The following is a 22,178-nucleotide window of genomic DNA, read 5'->3' as shown; positions in this document are numbered from 1 at the left end:
TGTGTCACCGGCTCGGCAAATCTACGGAACGGGGAGGCTGGCACCAGTCAGCAGAATCCCCGTTCCGAGGAGCACGTCATGGCCACGATCCACCTCAAGCAGACCACCACGGCGACACCTGAGCAGGTCGTCGCCGCGCTCACCGATTTCGGGCCGGGGCGTTCGGAGCTGTTCGGGAACAGCTCCGACGAGTTTCTGAAGGTGCATGATCGGGGCGCCGACTGGGCCGATGTCACCGAGGGGTCGGGCGGCATCTGGGAACGCCTGCGCTACGACTGGTCCGATCCGCGCCGCGTGGTCATGACGACCACCGACTCCAACATCTGGGGCGGCGCGTCGGGCCACACCTACACGCTCACCGGCCGGCCCGGCGGCGGGACCGACCTGGACGTCGTGGTGGTCCGCGAGGGCCGCAATGTCAAGGGGCGGGTCGTCGGGGCGCTGCTCGGCACTGTGGGTAAGGGCTTCCTCGCGAAGACCCTCGGCACCACCGTCAAGGCGATCGAGGCCCGCGCCGGCTCGCCGGGTGGTGGCCGCGGCTGACTCAGTTGCAATACCGCGGAAACGTCACGGCCGTATGCCCGTAATCCGGACACGGCCTTGCTCTATCGATGAACGTCTCTCTATCCTCGCCCCAGGTAAGCGCTTTCCTGGCCCGAGCCGGCCGGCATCTTCGTCGGTGCCGTGGGGCGCTGCACCCTTCCGACCCACGGCACATGCGAGGAAAGGTGAGACGAGAATGAGACGACCAGTCGCATTGCGACTAGTGGCGGCCCTGGGCACGGCGGCCGTCGGTGCCGCCGTCGCGGTGGCCCTGCCGATGTCCGAGGCGTCGGCCGCGACCGGCGGCGTCACCGGCTACGCGACCCAGAACGGCGGAACCACCGGCGGTGCGGGCGGGCAGACGGTGCGGGCCACCACGGGCACCGCGATCCACGCGGCCCTGTGCGGCCGGGCCAGCAGCAGCACCCCGATCATCATCGAGGTGCAGGGCACCATCAACCACGGCAACACCACCAAGGTGTCCGGCGCCAGCTGCAACACCGCCGCCGACAAGATCGAGCTCAAGGAGATCAGCAACGTCACGATCGTCGGGGTCGGCGGCGGCGCGGTCTTCGACCAGCTGGGCATCCACATCCGGGACTCCAGCAACATCATCATCCAGAACGTGACCGTCCGGAACGTCAAGAAGTCGGGCTCGCCCACCTCCAACGGCGGTGACGCCATCGGCATGGAGAGCACCGTCCGCAACGTCTGGGTCGACCACGCCACCCTGGAGGCCTCCGGCGGGGAGTCGGAAGGATTCGACGGCCTGTTCGACATGAAGGACAACACCCAGTACGTGACGTTGTCCTACAGCATCCTGCGCAACTCCGGCCGCGGCGGGCTGATCGGCTCCAGTGAGAGCGACCGGTCCAACAGCTTCATCACGTTCCACCACAACTCGTACGAGAACCTCGACTCGCGTACGCCCCTGCTGCGGGGCGGCGTCGCGCACATCTACAACAACTCGTACGTGAGCCTCAACGAGTCCGGCATCAACTCCCGGGCCGGCGCCCGCGCCAAGGTGGAGAACAACTACTTCAAGAACTCCAAGGACGTGCTGGGCACCTTCTACACCTCCGAGGCCGGCTTCTGGCAGGTCAGCGGCAACATCTTCGACAACGTGACGTGGTCCGCCCCGGGCAGCGAGAACAACCCCGCCGGCCCCGACCCGCAGAGCAACACCACAGTCAGCATCCCGTACGCGTACACCCTCGACGGCGCCTCCTGCGTGCCGGCGATCGTCAGCCAGACGGCCGGCGCCGACAAGGGTCTGCAGGTCTCGAACGGCAACTGCTCGCCGCAACAGCCGACCCCGACCACGCCCGGCCCGACCAGCCCCACGCCGACCACACCGGCCCCGACCACCCCGGCCCCGACCCGGCCCAGCGGCACGAACCTGAGCATCGGCGCCGGGTCGGACGGCTCCAGCAAGGCCAGCGGTACGGGCTACGGCAACGTCCGCGACGGCGACCTCAGCACCTTCTGGTCCCCGGCCGGCGCGACCGGCTCCATCTCGATCAAGTGGGGCTCCGCGACCACGGTGTCCCGGATCAACATCCGCGAGGCGTCGGGCTCGGCCGGCAGCATCGGCTCCTGGCAGGTCGTCAACCATGCCACCGGTGCCGTCCTGGCCTCGGGCGGCGGGGCGGGCGTGATCAGCTTCGCCGCGACGTCGCTGACCAAGATCACCTTCAACATCACGAGCTCGACCGGTACGCCCAAGGTCGCCGAGTTCGAGACGTACGCCGGCTGACGGTCGGCAGTCCATCGCAGCGGAACGGGGTCGCCGGGGTTCGGCGGCCCCGTTCCGTGTACCCGCAGACATTGATGATGTGCGATGATGGGAGCGCTCCCATGGCTGCCCCGGGAGGTCTTCTTGACCATTGTCAGTTCTGCTCCGCGCCACTTGCGGCAGCGTCGCCGCGTACCGTCCTATGTCGTTGCCTCGGCCCTCGCGGCCGGCTGGGCCGCGATGCTGCTCGCCGCGCCGCACATGCCGGCCGCGCCGGGCATCCGGCCGTTCGCGCTCTTCGTGCACCTGGCCGCGCTCGTGCTGGGCATGGGCGCGGTGCTGAGCCTGGACTGGTTCGGTCTGATGTGGCTGATCGGGCGCCAGGACCTGCTCTCCCTGGTACGGGCGGCCCAGGTGGCGCACACCCCGATCTGGCTGGGCCTGGCCGGCCTGAGCCTGAGCGGGGTGTTCCTGGCGCCGGACACCTCCGCGCCGCTCACCGTGGTCAAGCTGGTCGCCGTGCTGGTCGTGGCGCTCAACGGGCTGAGCGCCTCGACGGTCCAGCGGCGGCTGCTCGCGCTCAACGGCACCACCCCGCCGCGCCGGTTGCTGGTGCGCGCCGTCCTGGTGGCGACCATCTCCCAGGCCGGCTGGTGGACCGCCACGCTCGTGGGCTTCCTCAACGCCCAGACCTGACCGTCCCGACCCCAGGAGGAAACATTGAAGCCCATCCGTCTGCTGACCGCCGTCTCCGCGCTGACGCTGTGCCTGCTCGCCGGCAGCGGCACCGCCGGGGCGGCCGGTGCGTCCAGCGCCCGAGACTGTACGAGGCCAGGTGTGCTGTTCTGCGAGAACTTCGACCGGCTGCCGGTCGGCGGCGCCAGCAGTCTCGACTGGGGGATCGACACCCGCAACGGCACGCTGACCGTGGAACGCCGGGGCGCCGGCCGGGGCGGCAAGGTGCTGCACGTCCGCACCGTGGACAACGGGCGCGCCTTCCTGCGGGTCGACGATCTGGCCGTACCCGCGGGCGGTTTCTACGGCCGGATGCGGCTGCGCGTCGACGCGTTCCCGACTGCGCCCGACTGGGCGCACTTCACCCTGGTCGAGGCGACCGGATCGGGCAGCGCCGAGGTGGTGCGCCCGCTCGGCGGCCAGTACGTGCCCACGGTGGACCGTTCCCTGTGGGGCATCGGCGCGGACGGCGGACCCACCGGCGACTGGACCGCCTGGACCGAGTCGGCCCCGACCGTCGCGGACACCTGGCAGTGCGTCGAATGGCGCCTCGACGCGGCGACGAACACGGTGACCACCTGGATCGGCGACGACGTGACCCTGACCGCCGGCGAAGAGGCGCACGGCGGCAACCAGGTCCCGTTCGTGCTGCCGGCCGTCGACACGGTCAAGATCGGCTGGCAGCTGTACCAGGGCGGCACCACGCCGGCCGGTTTCGACCTCTGGATCGACGACATCGCGCTCTCCGGCCGGCGCCTGGGCTGCTGACGCTCCCGCGGCGGCGGCGGCGGCAGCTGGCGGCCGCGGCGGTCGAGGCGGCGAACCGCGGTCCGCGTTCCACTCGGTGACGGCCCGGTGTGCGGCCACGGTCTCGGGAGGCCCGGGACCGAGGACGCGCACCGGCCCGGCCGGATCCCCGGCACCCTCATCACCTACACGCCGTCAGCCGCATCTCGTCCAGGCGCCGGCCCTCGTCGGCGAGCCGGTCCGCCGGCTGCGCGCGGCCCGTCCGGCTGTGACGCTGCTGGTCGGTGGCACCGACGGCGGCGAGCCACCAGGGCGGGTGGGTCAGATTCCGGCGCACGGTCAAGGGTGGTCGGTCGCCTGCGTCCGGGTTCACGTGGGATGGTCGGCTCCGACCGACGACGGCAAGCGGCTCACGCGAGGAGCCGCGCGTCGCGCGGAGGTCAGGGGAGCAGCTGGTCGAGCACGTGGGCGGCGTCGCGGCCGACTCCGCGCAAGGTCGCGGACGCGAAGCTGCGTTGCTTCTCCAGCCCCACGTAGCCGAGCCCCGGCACCACGGTGGACACCCCGCCCCGGTGCAGCGGCCGGCCGTCGCTGCTCAGTGCGGCGCTGGGTCCGAGATAGCCGAGATCCGGCCGGTAGCCGGTCGCCAGGATGACCGTGTCGACGTGCTCGGCAGGGTGCCCGGGCCAGTGCGCGAGGTCCCGGTCGAGGCGGGTGAGGACAGGCCGCTGGTCGGGGTGGCCGGTGCGGATCGCGGCGCGGTAGCGGCCGTCGTCGATGACCGGGATGAGGCGGCCGATCAGCCCGGGCGCCCAGCCGGCGGTGTCCAGGCCGGTGCGGGCCAGCCACCAGTGGAAGTCGCGGCCGAGGACCCGCTGGGACTGCCAACGCAGCGGGGCGCGGGTCGCGATGGTGACGCGGGCGACCGTGGCGAGCTCCACGGCGATCTGGACCGCGGAGTTGCCGGCACCGATGACGACGACGCGGTGACCAACGAACGGTTCCGGCCGGCGGTACTCGCTCGAGTGCAGGACCGTACCGGTGAAGGTGTCCAGGCCCGGGAGCGCGGGCCGGTGCGGCCGGCCGAATCCGCCGGTGGCGGCGACGACCGCTCGTGCCGTCACGGCGGGCCCGCGGTCGGTGGTGACGGCGAAGCGGCCGCCGGCCATGGTGACGGAGGTGACCCGGCGGCCGAACTCGATCGGCGTGTCGAGGCGGGCGGTGTAGTCACGCAGATAGGCGATGACCTCGTCGCGGGCCGGGTAGTGGTCGGGGTCGCCGGGGAACGGCCGGCCCGGCAGCGCGGAACAGCGGGCGGGGGAGAACAGGGTGAGGCTGTCGTAGTAGCGCTGCCACGAGCCGCCGGGCTGGTCCGCCGCGTCCAGCACGATCGCCCGCAGTCCGCGCGCCGCGGCGGCATGGGCGGTGGCCAGTCCGGCCTGACCGCCACCGATGATCGCGAGGTCCATGTCTGTCATGACCCAAACATATCGTCATATCGTTGAATGACGAAACGTTGGCGTGGAAGACTGGACGTGATGACCACGACACAAGCGCTGGACGAGGCGACGCAGGGCTTCCTGAAGGCCCTGGCGAGCGAGACCCGCCAGCAGATGCTGCTGCTGTTCGCCGGCAGCGCCGAGCTCACGGTGGGGGAGATCGCCACTCGCTCCGGGCTCAGCCAGTCGACGGCCTCGGAACAGCTGGCGTTGCTGCGCCGCGGCGGGCTGGTGACCTCGCGCCGCGACGGCAAGCTGGTCCGCTACCGGGTCGATCCGGACGCCATGCGCACCCGGTTGCAGCAGCTCCAGGCGTACCTGACGGTGTGCTGCCCGCCGGCCGTCGCCTCCCTGGCCGGGGAGACCGACCGGGAACATTGACGGCTGTCGTGCCGGTCGTGGACGTCAACGGCACCGGCCGCGGCTTTCCGGGCTGGTCCGCGGCCAACGCCGACGGGCAGCACCGGGTCGTCTTCCAGGACTACACCAATCCGCTGGCCACGGACGTCGTGCCGAGCCTGTACGCCGAGGACGACCGAGCCGACGACCGGGACAAGTTCCGGGCGCCGGGCGCGGAACGGTACCGGGCCGGTTGTCCCGTGCACCGCGCCAGCCTGGCGGCCGGGCACTCGTTCTCCGCGGCCCTGGGCAGCCTGGTGTCGGCCGTGCACGCCGGCATGTCGGCTGAGTTCCCGGCGCTGACCTGGTCCACCTGAACGTGCAACGGGCGTTCGACGGTGCCCGGCTGTGCGAGTCCGGCGCCGGCCCCGCCGCGGCTCTGGCGACCCCGATCCGCCTGCAGGACGGGCCGACCGGTGTCTTCCTGACCGACCTCGCGGGCTACGACAAGATCGCCGTGCAGCGCATCGCCAGCTCCTGCGTCTCGTACTTCCAGACCTGCCAGGAGTCGTGGCACCCCAACGCGACGGGCACGCGGTGCCGGGCCGCTGCCTGACCGGCGCGGCCGCGACAACCGCCCGTACCGTTGCCTGCACCCGCAGCCCGGACGGGCAGCTCACCGTCCGGTGACCCCGGCGTGCTCGCCCAGCACCGGCATCTCGTGCACCCTGGTGCCGGGCTGCCACGGCCACCGGTGGTACCGGTCCGGCCACACGATCTGCAGGGCCCGTAACCGCCTGCCCGTGCCGGCGTAGAACTGCGCGGCGACGGGCAGGTGCCGCTCCGGCTCGGTCACCGCGACGAAGGTGACCGGGTGTCCCTCGAGCACGTCGTCGGCGGTGCCGCCAGCGGCGAGCTCCCGGCGCCCGGCGATGACCGCGGCGGCCAGGGCGCGCAGGGCGGGACGGGTGATGTCCGGCGGCAGCCCGAACAGGATCAGCTCCGGCTGGCCGTGCCCGGTCAGGCCGACCGTGTACCAGCAGGTCTCCAGGGCCGTCGGCTGCGGCTCGAACTGCAGGTACACGCCGGCCTGCTCGATGGTCCCGGCGATCGCGCGGAGCGCGGCGTCGTGGTGTCCGGCCGTCATCGGATCCGCCCTCTCGTGTGCTTCGCCTGCGGCATACCCGGACGCCGACGAGATTACCGACCCGATCGGGTGCGGAAGCGCCCGGCGCGTTTACGTCGTAAACGTGCGGGCAGTTCTGCGGCACCGCGGTGCGCAGGTCGCGGGCAGACGACGCTCATGGAGGCAGTGTGGACACCCACTTGGACGCGATGAGCGACGAGCAGCTCCGGGAACGGGTCCACGAGGCCGGCGTGCTCGGCGCCGCGCACCTGTCCCGCGAAGAGCTGATCGCCACACTGCGCGACGGTGCGATGACCCGGTCGGAGGAGCGGCTGGTCGTCGGGGCCGACGTCGTGGAGATCGGCCGGGCCCGGCTGCGCAAGCACGTGGTCACCGAGGACGTGCAGATCACGGTCACGATCCGCCGCGAGGAGCTGCGGCTGGAACGTGAGCCCATCCCGTCCCACGCGCAGTCGCTGGTCACGGACCCGGACGTGTTCGGCACCGACGAGGCCTTCCTGACGCCGGACGGCGGCACCATCTTCGAGGTCACCCTGCACGAGGAGCGCCCGGTCGTCACCACCGAGATCGTGCCGGTCGAGCGGGTCCGCCTGCGCAAGGTGATCCACACCGACCAGCAGACCGTCTCGGGCGAGGTGCGCAAGGAACGGATCGAGGTCCAGGTGCCGGGTCAGCCGCCGGCGACCGTGGACTGAGCCGGGAAGCGGATCACCCGGTCGTCGGTCGCCGCCGGGGTGCCCCGGCCGTCCCGGTTGCTCGTGGTGATCCAGAGTGAGCCGTCGGGAGCCCGTTCGGCGGTACGCAGGCGGCCGTACTGGCCCTGTAGCAGTGCGGTCGGCGTACCGGCGCCGCCGTTGCCGTCCAGCGGGACCGACCAGAGCCGTTGGCCGCGCAGCGCGGCGACGTAGAGCGTGCTGCCGTCGATCGTGGCGCCGCTGGGCGAGGCCTCGGCGGTGCTCCACACGACGATCGGGTTGCGGAAGCGGGTGTCGGTGCTGCGGCCCTCGACCGTCGGCCAGCCGTAGTTGCCGCCGGCCACGATCTGGTTGACCTCGTCCCAGGTGTTCTGGCCGAACTCGGCGGCGTACAGCCGGCCCTGCGCGTCCCAGGCCAGGCCCTGCACGTTGCGATGGCCCAGGCTGTAGACCAGCGAGCCGGGGAACGGGTTGCCCTGGGCGGGGACACCGCCGTCCGGCCGCATCCGCAGGATCTTGCCGTTGCGGCTCTGCTGGTTCTGCGCGTTCGCGGTGGTCCCGGCGTCGCCGACGCCCGCGTAGAGCATGCCGTCCGGCCCGAAGGCGATCCGGCCGCCGTCGTGAATGTTCGCCTTGGCCAGCCCGCTGAGGATCACCTGCTGGTCCTGCGGGGCGTCGAGCCGCAGGCGCGCGATGCGGTTGTCCGAGGCCGAGGTGAAGTAGACGTACACGTAGCCGTCCTCGGCGTACGTCGGTGACACGGCCAGGCCGAGCAGGCCGGCCTCACCGGCCGGGACGACCCCGTTGACCGTGGCCACGACGGCCGGTGCGCTGCCCGGGCGCAGCTGCAGGATGCGGGCACTGTTGCGTTCGGCGACCAGGGCGCTGCCGTCGGGCAGGAACCCGAGCCCCCACGGAACGGTGAGACCCGTCGCGACGACCTCCGGATTCGCCAGATCGGGGGCGAGCAGCACGGTCGTACGGGTCTCCGAGTGCGCTTCGGTGGCCTGCGCGACGGCGAGCCCGCCGACACCGAGTATCAGCGTGCTGACCAGGGCGAGTTTGCGGCGCATGACTCCAACCTCCAGCTATGTGGCAATTGAAGCATGTCAATGTACTCCCCCGAGCTGAATCAGCTCGCGGCGCTGGCCACGATCACCTCGGTGCCGGCCCGGCGGATGGCCTCGATGCCCGCCGGATCCGCGCTCGTGTCGGTCACCAGCGTCGCCACGTCGGTGATCGCGCAGATACCGGCCAGGCACACCTTGCCCACCTTGGAGCCGTCCGCCACCACGATGACCCGGTCGGCCCGCCGGATCATCACCGCGTTGGTGTTCGCCTCGATCTCGTCGTGGGTCGTCAGGCCGCCCCGGGCGCTGATGCCGTCCACCCCGACCACCGCCACCGCCATGTTCAGGCCGGCCAGGGCCTGGTCCGCGATCGGCCCCACCAGCTCGTACGACTGGGTGCGGGACACGCCGCCGGTCATGATCAGTTTGAGCCGGGGGCGCAGGGCCAGCTCGGCCGCGATGTTCAGCGCGTTCGTCACCACGGTCAGGTCGACGCGCTCGGCCAGCAGCCGGGCCAGCAGGTGCGTGGTCGTGCCGCCGGTCAGGCCCAGGGTCAGCGGCCCCTTCGGCAGCAACGCCGCGACCTTCTGCGCCACCAGGGCCTTCTCCTCGCGGTGCTGGCCCACCCGGTAGCGCACCGGCAGCTCGTACGCGACGTCGACCGCGACCGCGCCGCCGTGGGTGCGCGACAGCAGCCGCTGGTCCTCCAGGACCTGGAGGTCGCGGCGGATCGTGGCGGGGGAGACGCGGAACTCGTCGGCCAGGTGCCCGGCGTCGACGGAGCCGTGGCTGGCCACCCGCTCGAGGATGGCCGACACCCGGTCGGCACGGCGCAGCGAACTCTGTGGCATGGGCCCTCATCAGGAAAGAATGATCAAACGCGCAGTCACTGTAGTTCGTTTCCAAGCGAAACACCAGATTTCCTTGCGCGCTTGGGGCGTAACCGCCAACAATCCCGCCATGACAGTGATCGCTTTCCTCGGCGCGGGCAGCGTCGTGTTCACCCGTGAGCTGCTCGCCGACATCCTCTCCTTCGACGAGCTGCGCGGCGTCACCCTTGCCCTGCACGACATCGACGCCGAGCGCCTGGAGACGGCCGAGGCGATCGCCCGCCGTACGGCCGAGCAGCTCGGCGCGCAGCCCGTCATCACCACGAGCCTGGACCGCCGTACCGTGCTCGACGGTGCCGACTTCGTCATCAACGCCATCCAGGTCGGCATGCACGCCGCCACCGTGCGCGACTTCGAGATCCCGGCGAAGTACGGGCTGCGCCAGACCATCGGCGACACCCTCGGCGTCGGCGGCATCTTCCGCGCGCTGCGCACCTTCCCGGTGCTCGAGGGCATCGCGCGGGACATGCGCGAGCTGTGCCCGGACGCGTGGCTGCTCAACTACACCAACCCGATGGCGATGAACGTCGGCTACCTCGCGGCCGTCGCCCCCGAGCTCAAAGCCGTCGGCCTGTGCCACTCGGTCTACTGGACCGTGCGCGACCTGAGTGAGCTGCTCGGCGTCCCGTACGAGGAAGTCGACTACACCGGAGCCGGAGTCAACCACCAGGCGTGGCTGCTGCGCTTCGAGCACCGCGGCCAGAGCCTGTATCCGCGGCTGGACGAACTGCTCGCCCGGGATCCCGAGCTGCGCCGCCGGGTGCGGATGGACATGTACTCGCGGCTGGGCTACTTCCCGACCGAGACCAGCGAGCACTCCTCGGAGTACCTGCCCTGGTATCTGCACGACGACGCCGAGATCGAGCGGCTGCGCATCCCGGTCGGCGACTACCTGCGGATCAGCGCCGACAACGTGGCCGAGTACCACGCGGTGCGCAAGTCTGTGCTGGCCGGCGAGCCTCTCGACGTCAGCCGCGACGCCACCGAGTACGCACCTCAGGTCATCCACAGCATGGTCACCGGAACCTTGCGCCGCATCCACGGCAACGTCGCCAACCGTGGGCTGATCAGCAACCTGCCCGAGGGCTACGCCGTCGAGGTGCCGTGCGTGGTCGACGCTCTGGGCGTACGCCCGGAACGGGTCGGCGCGCTGCCCCCGCAGTGCGCCGCGCTGAACCGCGGGTTTGTGAACGTGGGTCAGCTGACCGTGCAGGCGGCGATCACCGGCGACAAGCGCATGGTGCGGCAGGCGGCGATGGTCGACCCGAACACCGCGGCCACCCTGTCGGTGGAACAGATCTGGGCATTGTGTGACGAGCTGACCGCCGCCCACGGTGATCTGATTCCCGAATCGCTGCGGTGACCACTCCAAGACGCGCAGCGTGGAATGTTCGTTTGGACGCAAAAGCTTGTGAAGCGAAAACAAACGAGCATAATCCTCGACCATGAACGACACGTCGGAGGAAATCGCCAGCCAGCCCACCGTCTGGGAACGGGGCCTCGGCCTGACCGCCCAGGCCCGCCGCGAGCTCGCCGTGCCGGGGCAGCGGATGCTGGTCCTGGGCTGCGGCACCTCGTGGTTCGTCGCCCAGAGCATCGCCGAGCTGCGGGAGAGCGCCGGTCTCGGCGAGACCGACGCGGTGTGCGCCTCCGAGTACGTGCCCCGGCGCCGCTACGACCGCGTCGTGGCGATCACCCGCTCGGGCACCTCCACCGAGGTGCTCGACGCGCTGCGCCAGGTGCCGCAAGGCACCCACCGGGTGGCGGTCACCGCCGTCGCCGGTGAACCGGTCGACACGCTTGCCGAGACCCGGCTGCTGCTCGACTTCGCCGACGAGCGCAGCGTGGTGCAGACCCGCTTCCCGACCACGGTGCTGGCCCTGGCCCGCGCCGCGTTCGGGGCGGACCTGAGCCACCTGGTCGCGGACGGCACCGCCGCCCTCGAGGCGCCGCTGCCGGCCGACCCGGCCGACATCGACCACCTGGTGTTCCTGGGCACCGGCTGGACCGTCGGGCTCGCCCACGAGGCGGCGCTGAAGGTCCGCGAGGCGGCACAGGCCTACTCGGAGTCGTACCCGGCGATGGACTTCCGGCACGGTCCGGTCGCTGTGGCCGGGGCCCGCAGCCTCGTCTTCTCGTTCGGCGACGTGCCGGTCGCGCTCGACGAGGTCGGCCGTACGGCGGGAGCCACCACCTACCGCGACGACCGCGACCCCCTCGCCCAGCTGGTCCTCGCCCAGCGTTTCGCCCTGGCCCTGGCCGCGCACCGCGGCCTGGACCCCGACCGCCCCCGGCTGCTCACCAGATCCGTGGTCCTCACCGACGCGGTTTGACGAAAGTAGGTACAGGGATGACCTCCACTCGGCGCGGCCGGCGGACCCGGCTGCTGGCGGCCGCGAGCGCGGCACTGCTCCTGAGCGCGGCCTGCACGGGCGGCGAGAGCGACGACGGCAAAGATGCGGCGGCGGGGTACGACCCCGCGGCGGCGGTGACCCTCACCTGGTGGACCGGGCAGACCTCGGAGGCCGAGAAGGTCGCCGAGGGCCTGGCCGCCGAGTACCACGCCGCCCACCCCAACGTCACGATCAAGACCTCGGCGGGCGCACCCACCACGGACGACCTGCTCACCAAACTCTCCGCCGGCTTCGCGGGCGGCAGCTACCCCGACATTTCGTACGCGTTCGGCAACTGGGCCGGCGACCTGGCCGCCAGCGGCAAGACCCAGGACCTGACCGACTTCGTGGCCGAGCCGTCCTTCGCCTGGACCGAGATGCCCGCGGCCGCCCGTACGGTGGCCACCTCGGAGGGCAAGGTGATCGGCGTCCCGGCGCTGGTCGACAACCTGGCCCTGATCTACAACAAGAAGCTCTTCGACGCCGCCGGGCTGGCCTATCCCACCGACGACTGGTCCTGGGAGCAGTTCCGCGAGGCGGCCAAGAAGCTCACCGACCCGGCGACCGGCACCTACGGGACCGCGTACTCGGTCTCCGGGAGCGAGGACACCACCTGGCACCTGTGGCCGCTGCTCTGGCAGAACGGCGGCAAGATCCTGGAGGGCACCAAGCCGGCCTTCAACTCCGAAGCCGGTGTCAAGGCCCTGGAGACGCTGCGGGTGATGGCCGTCGACGACAAGTCGATGTACCTCGACCAGACCGACGAGAAGTACGGCCCGCTGTTCAACAGCGGGCACGTCGGGATGATCCTCTCAGGACCGTGGGCGCTGCTGGAGATCAAGGACGCCAAGCTCGACTACGGCGTGGCGGCGCTGCCCGGCGTCAACGGTGACCACCAGACCGTCTCCGGCCCCGACCTCTGGGTGCTCTTCGACCACGAGGACGCCAACCGGGCCGGCGCGTCGCGCGACTTCATCAAATGGCTGACCAGCGCGCAGATCGACGCCAAGTGGAACCTCGCGGTCGGTAATCTGCCGCTGCGGTCGTCCGAGCAGAGCACGCCCGAGTTCGCGGCCTACGTCAAGGAGTACCCGGGTGGGCAGAAGTTCTTCGACAACCTGGCCAACGCGAAGCAGGCCCGGCCGACGGTCGCCGGCTACGAGGTGATGTCCCGCAACGTCGGTGACGGCATCGCCAGGGTGCTGCAGGGCGCGGCCAAGCCGAAGGAGGCCCTCGACGAGGCGGCCCGCAAGTCGGCCGACGCCCTGGAGAACTGATGACGCTCACGTTCGCCGCGACGCCGCGTACGCGGAGCCCCGAGCAACCCCGGCCGCGCTCGGCGCGCGGCCGGGCGGCCCGCCGCTCGCTGACCGGGTGGGGGTTCGCCGGCCCGGCGACCCTGCTGGTGGTCGGCCTGTCGATCTTCCCGGCGGTCTGGGCGTTCTTCATCTCGCGGACCAAGTGGAACGGGATCGCGCCGGCCACCGACGTCGGCTGGCGCAACTACCAGCGGATCGCGACCGACCCGGACGCGATCGCGGCGGCCCAGCACACCCTGGTGCTGACGGTGCTGTTCGTGCCGGGCTCGATCCTGCTCGGCATCCTGATCGCGGTGGCGCTGAACCAGAAGATCCGGCTCATCGGCTTCTACCGCACCTGCATCTTCGTGCCGTACGTGGCGTCGGCCGCGGCGACCGGCATCCTGGCCAGCTTCGTGTTCAACCCCCAGTTCGGCGCGGCCAACGAGGCACTGCGCCGGCTGGGGCTGCCGGCCCAGCAGTTCCTGGAGAGCCCGGGCCAGGCGCTTATCGTCATCTGCCTGATCGCACTCTGGGGCGAGGTCGGCTTCTGCGCGGTCATCTACCTCGCCGCCCTGCAGGACATCCCCAAGGAACTGGTCGAGGCGGCCACGGTGGACGGCGCGAGCAAGTGGCGCGTCTTCCGGCACATCACGCTGCCGGAGCTGCGCCCGGTCACCGTGTTCACCGCGATCTGGCAGACCATCACGGCGATGCAGCTGTTCGACCTGATCTACACGACGACCCGCGGCGGGCCGCTGAACAGCACCCAGACCGTCGTCTACTACATCTACGAGCTGGCTTTCCAGACCCAGAGACTGGGGTACGGCGCAGCCGTCGCCTACCTGCTCTTCGCCGTGACGATGCTGCTGACCGTCGTCGTCATCTGGTACAACCGCCGTTCCGGATCGGGGGCCTTCTGATGACGAGCCCGGTTGCCCTCAGGCGGCGCCGCCTGCCGTTCAACCCCTGGCACCTGCTGCTCATGCCGCTGGCCCTGGTCTTCGTCCTGCCGCTGGTGCAGATGGTGCTGACCTCGTTCATGACCGCGCAGGAGATCAACCAGTTTCCGCCCAGGTTCATCCCCACCAGCCTGCACCTCGACGGGTACCGCGCGCTGCTGAGCGAGTCGCACATCCTGCGCTGGTTCGCCAACACCGTGCTGGTGTCGGGGATCGCGGTGGTCTCGCACCTCATCCTGTGCTCGCTGGCCGGCTACGGCTTCGCCCGCCTCAAGTTCGCCGGGCGCGGCCTGGCCTTCCTCGCCGTCGTGGCCACGGTGATGATCCCGATGCAGCTGCTGATGATCCCGACGTACCTGATGTTCGCCCGGGCCGGCATCGTCGACACCCTGGCCGCCGCGTTCGTGCCGTGGCTGGCGTCCGCGTTCGGCATCTTTTTGATGCGGCAGTTCTTCCTGTCGCTGCCGGTCGAACTGGAGGAGGCGGCCCGCCTCGACGGTTGCAGCACGCTGCGCACGTTCATCAGCGTGGTGCTGCCCCTGGCCCGCCCGGCGCTGGCCACGCTGGCCATCTTCACGCTGCTGTCGAGCTGGAACGACCTGCTCTGGCCGCTGGTGGCGATCAGCGACGACAGCAGGTTCACGCTGCAGGTCGGGCTGGCCAGCTTCCAGGGCACCCGGCGCACGGAATGGTCGCAGCTGATGGCCGGCAACGTGATCGCCACCATGCCGCTGATCATCGCGTTCCTGGTGGCCCAGAAGCGGTTCATCGCCACCATGACCTTCAGCGGCCTGAAGGGGTAGCGCTCAGCGCCGGGGCGGGGAAGGCCTGCCGGAACGTGAACGCCTCCGGCGACGCTCCGGCGGCCACCAGCTCGAGCCGCTCGCACGCCTCCTCGACGGTCGGGAGGTGGCCGGCCGGGACCCACCACAGGACCAGCGAGGCCGGCCGGTCGTGCGGCCGGAACCAGTCGCGGCGGCGGCGCAGATAGTCCAGGTGGGCGCTCTGGTACGAGAACGCGCGCAGCGATTCGATCGAGTCCCACACCGACAGCGTGACGATCACGTCGGGGTCCAGGGGACGGACGGCGGTGGCGTCGCCGTCCGGGCCCTCGGCCAGCCGCCAGACGAAGCCGGGGGCCGAGTCGGCCAGGGCATTGATGAGCTCCAGCCCGACCACGAAGTCCGCGTTGGACGGGTCGGTGAGCGGTGCCCGGAGGCGGGCGACGTTGAACTGGGCCAGGTGGAATGCGCTCGTCATACCCAGCAGCACAGCAGACCCGCTCTGTACTGTCAATCAGAATTGTTTTTAGACACCACGACGCAGCAGCGGCCGGGAGCGGCGTCCATCCGGGCCTGCCAGCCGGCCGCCGCGCCGGCACCCTCCAGCAGGCCGTTGACCATGGCGAGGTTCATGCCGCAGATCAGCGGCGGGAACTGCTCGGCCAGCCGGTGGAACGGGCAGTTGGTCAGCAGGATCCCGGCCGGCGTCTCCACCGGCAGATAGCCGTGCGCGGTCAGCAGCTCGCGGACATCCGTGCCGGGCGGTGTGCGGCGGCCGTGCTCGCGCGCCACGTCGAAGAGGGCGGTGTCGGCGCCGCTGCGCTCCACCGACTCGGCCAAGAGCTCGGCCGCCGTCCGGTAGTCGCGCGGCGGCACGCTCACCGCGTGCTCGGTGGCGGAGGCCCGGTAGAGCTTGGCCGGGCGGCCCGCACCGGGTCCGGTACGGCCGGTGCGCCGGGCGTAAGAGACCTCGAGGAGTCCGGCGTCGACCAGCTTGTCCAGGTGGAACGCGGCCAGGGTGCGGCCGACGCCGAGCGCCTCGGCGACCTCGTCGCGGCCGACCGGGGTGGTGCCGGCGGCCAGGACCGCGCGGTAGGCGGCACGGCGCACGCCGTCGGTCAGCGCACCCAGCGCCGCCAGGCCGGAATCGAGTTCATCGGGGGCCGTCATCCCGCCATCGTATTGCCAATCCGCGTTGATTTAAGACGCCGGCCTTCGTCGCGCGCCGGCCCCGGAGCGTGAACCCGCCGCTCAGTCCAGCTCGTCCCGGGTGGCCTGGGCGGCGGTGCCGCCCGCGGCCCGCGTGCTCAGCGACCCGGCGGCGGCCGCCCACCGGATCGCCTCCGCCACCGGCAGCCCGGCGAGCCGCCCAGCCAGGAAACCGGCATTGAAACTGTCGCCCGCCCCGGTTGTGTCCACCACGTCGATCTCCCGGCCCGGCGCGCTCGCCCCGCCACCCGGCCACCACGCCCGGGCCCCCGCCGCGCCGTTCTTCATCACCACGGTCGTGCCCGCCGCGACCAGCCCGGCCGCGGCCACCTCGACGTCCTGCTCACCGGTGACCGCGCGCAGTTCGTTGGCGTTGGGCAGGAACACGTCGGTGTGCGCGAGCACGTCCGCGATCGACTCCCACTTCTCGGCCGGGTCCCAGTTGGTGTCCAGCGACGTGCCGACCCCGCGCGCCCGGGCCCGTTCGAACACGCCGGCCAGCCCGGCCGCCAGCTGCGGCTGGAGATAGAGCGACGCCACGTGCAGGTGCCGGGTCGTGGCCAGGTGCTCGTCGGTGATGTCCTCCGGCCGCAGCGTGGGGATCGTGCCCGGCAGCGTGAGTATCGCCCGGTCGTCCTCGGGCGGGGTGAGGATCACGCTGAGCCCGGTCGGCAGGCCGGTCGCCGTACGCGGCTGGATCAGCGTCACACCCCGCTCGGTGAGGCGCTCGCGGGTGATGTCGCCGAACACGTCGTCGCCGATCGCGGTGAGCAGCGAGGTCGCCAGACCCAGCCGGGCGCAGCCCGCCGCGGTGATCGCCGCGGAACCGCCGAGGACCAGGTCCGCGCCGGTCAGCAACTGCTCGGCCTGGCCGAAGCGCGGGCGTACGTCGCCGCGCAGCACCAGGTCCGGGTTGGCGTCGCCCACCACGAGCACGTCCATGTAGTCCTCCGACCGTTGTCCAAATGAACAATCTGAAATGCGCACTTGCCCTTTTCCGCCCCCAGCAAGCGGCCCGAGAGCACCATACGCGCACAAACGACTATTGACACCTGTGCGTTCGATCAGTTGAATCGCTGACAACGATCGAGCCCAGCCGGTAGCCAGCCCGGCACCTCCTGCGCCAGGGTGGCCGGCACCGCACCCGAGGCGGGGCAGATCCCTGAGCATCGCCGGGAGTCTCAGTCGTGATCACCCGTACCGTTCGCCGCTGGATCGTCGCCGGAGCGGCCGCCCTCACGGTCGCCGTCGGGTTCACCCTGCACGCTGACGCTGGCACCACCGCCCGGATCGCCGCGGGCTACACGCTGCCGCCGGTCAACGCCACCTTCGACTACCAGATCGGCCAGGCCTACACCCCGCCCGCCGGGGTACGCGTCGTCAGCCGCGACCGCGAGGCCGCGCCGGCCGCCGGGCTCTACAACATCTGCTACGTCAACGCCTTCCAGGTGCAGCCGCAGGAGGCCACCTGGTGGCAGCAGCACCACGACGACCTGCTCCTGCGCGACGCCAAGGGCCGGTACGTCATCGACGGCGCCTGGGACGAGATGGTGCTCGACATCCGCACCCCGGCCAAGCGCACCGCCCTGGCGGCCATCGTCAACGGCTGGATCGACGGGTGCGCCGCCAAGGGCTTCCAGGCGGTGGAGCCGGACAACATCGACACGTACGACCGGTTCGCGGGCCTGCTCACCCGCGACCAGGCGGTGGCGTACCTGCGCCTGCTCGCCCCGCACGCGCACAGCGCCGGGCTGGCCATCGCCCAGAAGAACACGACCACCCTCGAGGGCCGGGGCAAGGCCGCCGGGCTCGATTTCGCCATCGCCGAGGAATGCGGCCGGTACGACGAGTGCGACGCCTACACCGACGTCTACGGCGCCCACCTGATTGTCGTCGAATACACCAGCGGCGCCTTCAAGAAGGCCTGCACGGCGGTCGGCGCGAGCGTCTCGGTGGTACGCCGCGACGTCGACGTCACCGCGCCCGGCAGCGGCACCTACGTCTACCAGGCCTGCTGAGCCGATGATCGTCACGGTCACCCTGAACCCGGCGCTCGACCTCACGTACGAGATCGACGCGCTGGTGCCGCACGGCACCCACCGGGTCACGACGGTCGCCGAGCGGCCCGGCGGCAAGGGGCTCAACGTGGCCACGGTGCTGCACGCGCTCGGCGAGCCGGTGCTGGCGACCGGCCTGCTGGGTGGCCCGACCGGTGACCGGGTGACCGGGCTGCTGGCCGGCGTGGGGGTGCCGGCCGCGTTCGTGGCCATCGCGGGCGAGACCCGCCGCACGGTCGCGGTCGCCGACCGGGACGACGCGACCGGGTTCTGGGAGCCCGGGCCACAGGTCACGGCGGCGGAGTGGGCCGCTTTCACCGACCACTTCGGCGTCCTGCTGGCCGGGGCGTCGGTGATCGCGCTCAGCGGTTCGCTCCCGCCGGGCGTCCCGATCGACGGGTACGCGACCCTGATCCGTCTCGCCGCGGCGGCCGGAGTGCCCACGGTTCTCGACACCAGCGGCGAGGCGCTGCGGCACGGCCTGACCGCCGGTCCCGAGCTCGCCAAACCCAACGCCACCGAGCTCGCCGCCCTGCTCGAAGCCTCGCGGCCCGCCCTGGCCGCGACCCGGAGCGCCCCGCGGCCTGTCTCGGCTGAGAACCGGGACGCCCAGCGGCCGGTGCCGGCCGGGACCCGGGACGCCCCGTGGTCCGTGCCGGCCGCGACCCGGGACGCCGCCGGTGTGGCAGCGGCCGGGCGCGAGGTCGCCGACGCGACGGTGGCCCTGGACCACGGGGCCCGGGCCGTCGTCGTCTCCCACGGGCCACTCGGCCTGCTCGCCCTCACCAGGCAGGGCGCCTGGCGCGGCGTACCCCCGGAGCGGCTCGCCGGGAATCCCACCGGCGCGGGCGACGCCTGCGTCGCTGCCCTCGCCCGCGGCCTGCGGGACCGCACGCCGTGGCCGCAGCTGCTCGCCGACGCGATCGCCCTGTCCGCCGCGGCCGTCGCCGCGCCGCTGGCCGGGCGCATCGACGAGGACACCTACCGCCGTCTGCTGCCCGCCGTCCGGGTCAGCGCGGCCTGAGAGGGGATCCACTTGTACACACCCACCGGCGAGATCGTCGCCCGGGCCCGGTCCGCCGGTGGCGGCGTGGGCGCGTTCAACGTCATCACCGTCGAGCACGCCGAGGCCATCGTCACCGGGGCCGAGCGGGCCGGCCTGCCGGTGATCCTGCAGATCAGCGAGAACGCCGTGCGTTTCCACCACGGGCGGCTCGCCCCGATCGCCGCGGCCGCCCGGGCCATCGCCGAGGCGGCCACCGTGCCCGTGGGCCTGCACCTGGACCACGTGGAGAGCGACGAGCTCTTCGACCAGGCGGCGGCCAACGGCTTCGGCTCGGTCATGTACGACGCCTCGAAGCTGGGCTACGGCGACAATGTCTGCGCCACGGCGGCCGCCGTGCGGCGTGGGCACGCGCAGGGACTGTGGGTCGAGAGCGAGCTGGGCGAGGTCGGCGGCAAGGACGGTGCGCATGCGCCCGGCGTACGGACCGACCCGGCCGAGGCGGCTGCCTACGTGGCCGCCACCGGGGTCGACGCGCTCGCCGTCGCGGTCGGCTCCTCGCATGCGATGCGCAGCCGTACGGCCCGGTTGGACCACGACCTGATCGCCCGGTTGCGGGCGGCGGTGCCGGTGCCGCTGGTGCTGCACGGTTCGTCCGGCGTACCGGATGACGAGCTGATCGCCGCGGTCCGCGGCGGAATGGTGAAGATCAATATCGGCACGGCTCTGAACAGCGCCTTCACCGGTGCGGTCCGGGAGTCGCTGGACGGCAACGCCGCCCTGGTCGATCCGCGCCGGTATCTGGCCTCGGCGCGCACGGCGATGGCCACGACGGTCGACGGTGCACTGCGCCTGCTCACCGCGAGCACCACCGCGGCGCGCTAGATGGTCACTCTCGCCCTCGTCGGGGCCGGGCTGCGCGGCCAGACGTACGCCCGGCACGCCGTGGCCACCGGTCAGGGCCGGGTCGTCGCGGTCGCCGAGCCGGACCCGCGCCGCCGGGCGGGTGTGGCGGCCGAGTTCGAGATCCCCGCCGGCCGGGTCTACGCGGACTGGACGGAGCTGGCCGCCGCGGGCCGGCTCGCCGAGGCCGCGATCGTCGCGACCCAGGACCGCCTGCACCTCGCCCCGGCGGTGGCCCTGGCCGACCTCGGCTACCACCTGCTGCTGGAGAAGCCGATGGCGCCGACCGAGACCGAGGCGGCCGAGATCGCCGCGGCGGCGGTCCGCAACGGCGTCATCCTCGCGGTGTGCCACGTGCTGCGGTACACGCCGTACACGAAGCTGGTGAAGGGCCTGCTGGACCAGGGACGGATCGGGCGGCTGGTCAGCGTGGAGCACCTCGAACCGGTGGGCTGGTGGCACCACGCGCACTCGTTCGTCCGCGGCAACTGGCGGCGGGAGGACGAGTCCGGGCCGATGCTGCTGACCAAGTCGTGCCACGACATCGACTGGCTGGTGCACCTCTTCGGCGGCCTGCCCGAGCGCATCAGCTCGTTCGGCAGCCGCACCCATTTCCGGGCCGAGCAACGCCCGGACGGGGCTGCGGACCGGTGCCTGGACTGCCCGGTCGAGCCGGTGTGCCCGTACTCGGCGAAGCGGCTCTACCTGGGCGCGCTCGCGGACCCGGAGCAGCACTTCTGGCCGCTCGGCGCGGTGACCCCGGAGCCCACCGAGCAGGCGGTGCTGCAGGCGCTGCGCGACGGCCTGTACGGCCGCTGCGTCTACACCGCCGACAACGACGTGGTCGACCACCAGGTGGTGACGATGGAGTTCGCGGGCGGTGCGACGTGCTCGTTCACGATGAGCGCCTTCACCCCGATGGAGCACCGCCACACCCGCCTGATGGGCACCCACGGCTACCTCGAGGGCGACGGCCGGAGGCTGCGTCACGTCGACTTCCGCACCGGCGCGGAGACGACGCTGGACTCGGCGGAGGCGGGCGGCCCGTCCGCGTCGGACGGTCACGGCGGCGGCGACGAGGGGCTGGTGGAGGCGTTCCTGGCCGCGGTCGCGGCGGGCGAACCGGCCCTGGTGTCGTCCGACGCGGCGGCGAGCCTGGCGAGCCACCGGGTGGTGTGGGCGGCTGAACGGGCCCGCCGCAACGGCGAGGTCGTCAGCCTCTGACGACTCAGCGCGCCTCGCGGTGACGCCGGCGTGCGATGTCGTCCTGGATCTCGGGGTCCCAGTGCCCGGCGTCCCAGTCCTGCGGCCGCGGTTCCGGGGACGGTAAGCCGTTCCACGACGGCGCCGCCACCGTTTCAGCTCCGGCGCCGGCCTGCGGGTCCGCGGTGGTGAGCCACGACTGGATCTTCGCCCGCGCGACGGCCAGGCCGAGGATCAGCAGGGCCGCGGCGGCGACCCGGATGAGGTGGTACGCCGCCGTGTCCGACGACAGCACGAGGGACACCACGACAAGGACCGCCGCGCCGGACATTGCCCAGTTCCGGACCACGGCGACCGTGCCGCCGTGGGCTTCGACGATGCTCTTGGTGAGGCGGCCCCAGACCACGAACGTCACCACCAGGGCGGCCGCCAGAGCAGCGGAGAGCGCAACGGGAATCTGTTTCCCGGACGACTCGAGCACATCGCCGGCGATCGCGGCCTTCGTCAATGAGCGGGTGCCGAGTGCCGCGGTGAGCAGCAGTAGCGCCCACCATGCGATCCGCCACCGCAGCGGGAGCATAATCCGCGGTACCGAGCCGCCCGCGCAGCGGTGGCCCTGCCCGGCGTGGGTGAGCCGGACGCCACACGTCGAGCAGTTCATCTCATTCGTCCCCGTGCCGCCCCGTTGTTGTCCGCACGCTAGCAACGCGACGACGGGCTCGCAGCCCGGTTTCCCCGACAGTGGATATCAGGCCTGGTCAGGCCGCAAGATTCGATTCCCCGGGCATATGCGCAAGATTGCATGTAGTGACCGATGCACTACTCGGCGTTCGTGAAGCCTTGGCGGGTGGCCGGGTTTCGGCTACGTTGAGGGGTATCAGCGCCGCCCACATCGATGTGATCGGTATTGCACCGTTGCCGCCATTCCGGAATGTATTTCTCTCCGCCGGAGAATTGCGCTGGGGAAC

At 71.6% G+C, this 22,178-nt stretch carries 24 protein-coding genes and 1 pseudogene; 16 read left to right on the top strand and 9 right to left on the bottom strand.

Annotated features, from left to right (window positions below; genetic code table 11):
* The first annotated feature begins 78 nt into the window (after nt 1–78).
* The 4 genes from ACZ6S4_RS11710 (at nt 79) to ACZ6S4_RS11695 (ending at nt 3,781) form a co-directional block, all read left to right on the top strand.
* On the top strand, nt 79–543 hold the full coding sequence (locus tag ACZ6S4_RS11710; protein WP_465474882.1) for a hypothetical protein: 465 nt from the start codon (nt 79–81) through the stop codon (nt 541–543).
* Nucleotides 544–739: 196 nt separating this feature from the next.
* Complete coding sequence (locus tag ACZ6S4_RS11705) at nt 740–2,299, top strand: pectate lyase family protein (protein ID WP_465474881.1); 1,560 nt, start codon at nt 740–742, stop codon at nt 2,297–2,299.
* Between the two features lie 123 nt (nt 2,300–2,422).
* Nucleotides 2,423–2,974, top strand: a complete 552-nt coding sequence (locus tag ACZ6S4_RS11700) for a hypothetical protein (RefSeq protein WP_465474880.1) — start codon at nt 2,423–2,425, stop codon at nt 2,972–2,974.
* Between the two features lie 24 nt (nt 2,975–2,998).
* Nucleotides 2,999–3,781: a hypothetical protein gene (locus ACZ6S4_RS11695; RefSeq protein WP_465474879.1), complete on the top strand. Its 783-nt coding sequence runs from the start codon at nt 2,999–3,001 to the stop codon at nt 3,779–3,781.
* A gap of 160 nt (nt 3,782–3,941) precedes the next feature.
* Here the strand turns inward: ACZ6S4_RS11695 and ACZ6S4_RS11690 are convergent, their stop codons facing one another.
* Complete coding sequence (locus ACZ6S4_RS11690; RefSeq protein WP_465474878.1) at nt 3,942–4,097, bottom strand: hypothetical protein; 156 nt, start codon at nt 4,095–4,097, stop codon at nt 3,942–3,944.
* 103 nt (nt 4,098–4,200) lie between these two features.
* Entirely contained in the window at nt 4,201–5,238 is a 1,038-nt protein-coding gene (locus ACZ6S4_RS11685) for a flavin-containing monooxygenase (RefSeq protein ID WP_465474877.1), read from the bottom strand.
* A gap of 60 nt (nt 5,239–5,298) precedes the next feature.
* Here ACZ6S4_RS11685 and ACZ6S4_RS11680 point away from each other — a divergent pair, with 60 nt between their 5' ends.
* A complete protein-coding gene (locus ACZ6S4_RS11680; protein WP_465474876.1) occupies nt 5,299–5,640 on the top strand; it encodes an ArsR/SmtB family transcription factor in 342 nt (113 codons plus the stop codon).
* Between the two features lie 65 nt (nt 5,641–5,705).
* A pseudogene (locus tag ACZ6S4_RS11675) lies at nt 5,706–6,288 on the top strand (hypothetical protein); the annotation flags it as partial.
* On the opposite strand, the gene ACZ6S4_RS11670 reads toward ACZ6S4_RS11675, so the two are convergent.
* Nucleotides 6,275–6,745: a DUF4262 domain-containing protein gene (locus tag ACZ6S4_RS11670; RefSeq protein WP_465474875.1), complete on the bottom strand. Its 471-nt coding sequence runs from the start codon at nt 6,743–6,745 to the stop codon at nt 6,275–6,277. The pseudogene ACZ6S4_RS11675 and the gene ACZ6S4_RS11670 overlap by 14 nt on opposite strands.
* 167 nt (nt 6,746–6,912) lie before the next feature.
* Here ACZ6S4_RS11670 and ACZ6S4_RS11665 point away from each other — a divergent pair, with 167 nt between their 5' ends.
* Nucleotides 6,913–7,440: a YsnF/AvaK domain-containing protein gene (locus ACZ6S4_RS11665; protein WP_465474874.1), complete on the top strand. Its 528-nt coding sequence runs from the start codon at nt 6,913–6,915 to the stop codon at nt 7,438–7,440.
* On the opposite strand, the gene ACZ6S4_RS11660 is transcribed toward ACZ6S4_RS11665, so the two are convergent.
* Nucleotides 7,416–8,513 carry a PQQ-dependent sugar dehydrogenase gene (locus tag ACZ6S4_RS11660; protein WP_465474873.1) on the bottom strand — a complete coding sequence of 366 codons (1,098 nt, stop codon included), beginning with the start codon at nt 8,511–8,513 and terminating at the stop codon, nt 7,416–7,418. The genes ACZ6S4_RS11665 and ACZ6S4_RS11660 overlap by 25 nt on opposite strands.
* Nucleotides 8,514–8,572: 59 nt before the next feature.
* Entirely contained in the window at nt 8,573–9,361 is a 789-nt protein-coding gene (locus ACZ6S4_RS11655) for a DeoR/GlpR family DNA-binding transcription regulator (protein ID WP_433729872.1), read from the bottom strand.
* Nucleotides 9,362–9,470: 109 nt separating this feature from the next.
* Between ACZ6S4_RS11655 and melA the strand changes: the two genes are divergently transcribed.
* The 5 genes from melA to ACZ6S4_RS11630 all read left to right on the top strand — a co-directional run bounded on the left by melA (nt 9,471) and on the right by ACZ6S4_RS11630 (nt 14,856).
* On the top strand, nt 9,471–10,763 hold the full coding sequence (gene melA, locus ACZ6S4_RS11650; protein WP_465474872.1) for an alpha-galactosidase: 1,293 nt from the start codon (nt 9,471–9,473) through the stop codon (nt 10,761–10,763).
* An 82-nt stretch (nt 10,764–10,845) separates the two neighbouring features.
* Complete coding sequence (locus ACZ6S4_RS11645) at nt 10,846–11,733, top strand: SIS domain-containing protein (RefSeq protein WP_465474871.1); 888 nt, start codon at nt 10,846–10,848, stop codon at nt 11,731–11,733.
* Nucleotides 11,734–11,750: 17 nt separating this feature from the next.
* Nucleotides 11,751–13,070 (top strand): ABC transporter substrate-binding protein, encoded by a 1,320-nt coding sequence (locus ACZ6S4_RS11640; RefSeq protein WP_465474870.1) that lies wholly within the window; start codon nt 11,751–11,753, stop codon nt 13,068–13,070.
* On the top strand, nt 13,070–14,014 hold the full coding sequence (locus tag ACZ6S4_RS11635) for a carbohydrate ABC transporter permease (protein WP_465474869.1): 945 nt from the start codon (nt 13,070–13,072) through the stop codon (nt 14,012–14,014). The genes ACZ6S4_RS11640 and ACZ6S4_RS11635 overlap by 1 nt, the downstream gene beginning before the upstream one ends.
* Nucleotides 14,014–14,856: a carbohydrate ABC transporter permease gene (locus ACZ6S4_RS11630; RefSeq protein WP_465474868.1), complete on the top strand. Its 843-nt coding sequence runs from the start codon at nt 14,014–14,016 to the stop codon at nt 14,854–14,856. Before ACZ6S4_RS11635 ends, ACZ6S4_RS11630 begins: the two co-directional genes overlap by 1 nt.
* Here the strand turns inward: ACZ6S4_RS11630 and ACZ6S4_RS11625 are convergent.
* The 3 genes from ACZ6S4_RS11625 to ACZ6S4_RS11615 all read right to left on the bottom strand — a co-directional run bounded on the left by ACZ6S4_RS11625 (nt 14,837) and on the right by ACZ6S4_RS11615 (nt 16,986).
* Entirely contained in the window at nt 14,837–15,313 is a 477-nt protein-coding gene (locus tag ACZ6S4_RS11625) for a DUF3291 domain-containing protein (protein WP_465474867.1), read from the bottom strand. The two genes, ACZ6S4_RS11630 and ACZ6S4_RS11625, sit on opposite strands and share 20 nt — an antisense overlap.
* A 32-nt stretch (nt 15,314–15,345) precedes the next feature.
* Nucleotides 15,346–16,005: a helix-turn-helix transcriptional regulator gene (locus ACZ6S4_RS11620; protein WP_465474866.1), complete on the bottom strand. Its 660-nt coding sequence runs from the start codon at nt 16,003–16,005 to the stop codon at nt 15,346–15,348.
* Between the two features lie 81 nt (nt 16,006–16,086).
* Entirely contained in the window at nt 16,087–16,986 is a 900-nt protein-coding gene (locus tag ACZ6S4_RS11615) for a carbohydrate kinase family protein (RefSeq protein ID WP_465474865.1), read from the bottom strand.
* Nucleotides 16,987–17,231: 245 nt separating this feature from the next.
* On the opposite strand from ACZ6S4_RS11615, the gene ACZ6S4_RS11610 reads away from it, so the two are divergent.
* Genes ACZ6S4_RS11610 through ACZ6S4_RS11595 form a run of 4 tightly spaced genes read left to right on the top strand, consistent with a single transcriptional unit; the run spans nt 17,232 to nt 21,231 of the window.
* A complete protein-coding gene (locus ACZ6S4_RS11610) occupies nt 17,232–18,062 on the top strand; it encodes an endo alpha-1,4 polygalactosaminidase (protein WP_465474864.1) in 831 nt (276 codons plus the stop codon).
* Nucleotides 18,063–18,066: 4 nt separating this feature from the next.
* Nucleotides 18,067–19,125, top strand: coding sequence for a 1-phosphofructokinase family hexose kinase (locus ACZ6S4_RS11605; RefSeq protein WP_465474863.1), 1,059 nt, complete (start codon nt 18,067–18,069; stop codon nt 19,123–19,125).
* A gap of 12 nt (nt 19,126–19,137) precedes the next feature.
* Nucleotides 19,138–19,989, top strand: a complete 852-nt coding sequence (locus ACZ6S4_RS11600; RefSeq protein WP_465474862.1) for a class II fructose-bisphosphate aldolase — start codon at nt 19,138–19,140, stop codon at nt 19,987–19,989.
* A complete protein-coding gene (locus ACZ6S4_RS11595; protein ID WP_465474861.1) occupies nt 19,990–21,231 on the top strand; it encodes a Gfo/Idh/MocA family protein in 1,242 nt (413 codons plus the stop codon).
* A gap of 4 nt (nt 21,232–21,235) precedes the next feature.
* On the opposite strand, the gene ACZ6S4_RS11590 is transcribed toward ACZ6S4_RS11595, so the two are convergent.
* Nucleotides 21,236–21,790 carry a hypothetical protein gene (locus ACZ6S4_RS11590; RefSeq protein WP_465474860.1) on the bottom strand — a complete coding sequence of 185 codons (555 nt, stop codon included), beginning with the start codon at nt 21,788–21,790 and terminating at the stop codon, nt 21,236–21,238.
* Nucleotides 21,791–22,178: the final 388 nt, after the last annotated feature.

Source organism: Actinoplanes sp. NPDC051405 (assembly GCF_055586185.1).
The sequence above is the reverse complement of the archived record's forward strand: the minus strand, read 5'-3'. Positions and strand labels throughout refer to the sequence as shown.

Coding starts and splice junctions, on each gene's coding strand:
- ACZ6S4_RS11680 (WP_465474876.1), top strand. CDS start 5,299: ATGACCACGACACAAGCGCTGGACGAGGCGACGCAGGGCTTCCTGAAG.
- ACZ6S4_RS11705 (WP_465474881.1), top strand. CDS start 740: ATGAGACGACCAGTCGCATTGCGACTAGTGGCGGCCCTGGGCACGGCG.
- ACZ6S4_RS11660 (WP_465474873.1), bottom strand. CDS start 8,513: ATGCGCCGCAAACTCGCCCTGGTCAGCACGCTGATACTCGGTGTCGGC.
- ACZ6S4_RS11710 (WP_465474882.1), top strand. CDS start 79: ATGGCCACGATCCACCTCAAGCAGACCACCACGGCGACACCTGAGCAG.
- ACZ6S4_RS11630 (WP_465474868.1), top strand. CDS start 14,014: ATGACGAGCCCGGTTGCCCTCAGGCGGCGCCGCCTGCCGTTCAACCCC.
- ACZ6S4_RS11655 (WP_433729872.1), bottom strand. CDS start 9,361: ATGCCACAGAGTTCGCTGCGCCGTGCCGACCGGGTGTCGGCCATCCTC.
- ACZ6S4_RS11625 (WP_465474867.1), bottom strand. CDS start 15,313: ATGACGAGCGCATTCCACCTGGCCCAGTTCAACGTCGCCCGCCTCCGG.
- ACZ6S4_RS11640 (WP_465474870.1), top strand. CDS start 11,751: ATGACCTCCACTCGGCGCGGCCGGCGGACCCGGCTGCTGGCGGCCGCG.
- ACZ6S4_RS11635 (WP_465474869.1), top strand. CDS start 13,070: ATGACGCTCACGTTCGCCGCGACGCCGCGTACGCGGAGCCCCGAGCAA.
- melA (WP_465474872.1), top strand. CDS start 9,471: ATGACAGTGATCGCTTTCCTCGGCGCGGGCAGCGTCGTGTTCACCCGT.
- ACZ6S4_RS11615 (WP_465474865.1), bottom strand. CDS start 16,986: ATGGACGTGCTCGTGGTGGGCGACGCCAACCCGGACCTGGTGCTGCGC.
- ACZ6S4_RS11605 (WP_465474863.1), top strand. CDS start 18,067: ATGATCGTCACGGTCACCCTGAACCCGGCGCTCGACCTCACGTACGAG.
- ACZ6S4_RS11685 (WP_465474877.1), bottom strand. CDS start 5,238: ATGACAGACATGGACCTCGCGATCATCGGTGGCGGTCAGGCCGGACTG.
- ACZ6S4_RS11670 (WP_465474875.1), bottom strand. CDS start 6,745: ATGACGGCCGGACACCACGACGCCGCGCTCCGCGCGATCGCCGGGACC.
- ACZ6S4_RS11590 (WP_465474860.1), bottom strand. CDS start 21,790: ATGCTCCCGCTGCGGTGGCGGATCGCATGGTGGGCGCTACTGCTGCTC.
- ACZ6S4_RS11595 (WP_465474861.1), top strand. CDS start 19,990: ATGGTCACTCTCGCCCTCGTCGGGGCCGGGCTGCGCGGCCAGACGTAC.
- ACZ6S4_RS11645 (WP_465474871.1), top strand. CDS start 10,846: ATGAACGACACGTCGGAGGAAATCGCCAGCCAGCCCACCGTCTGGGAA.
- ACZ6S4_RS11620 (WP_465474866.1), bottom strand. CDS start 16,005: ATGACGGCCCCCGATGAACTCGATTCCGGCCTGGCGGCGCTGGGTGCG.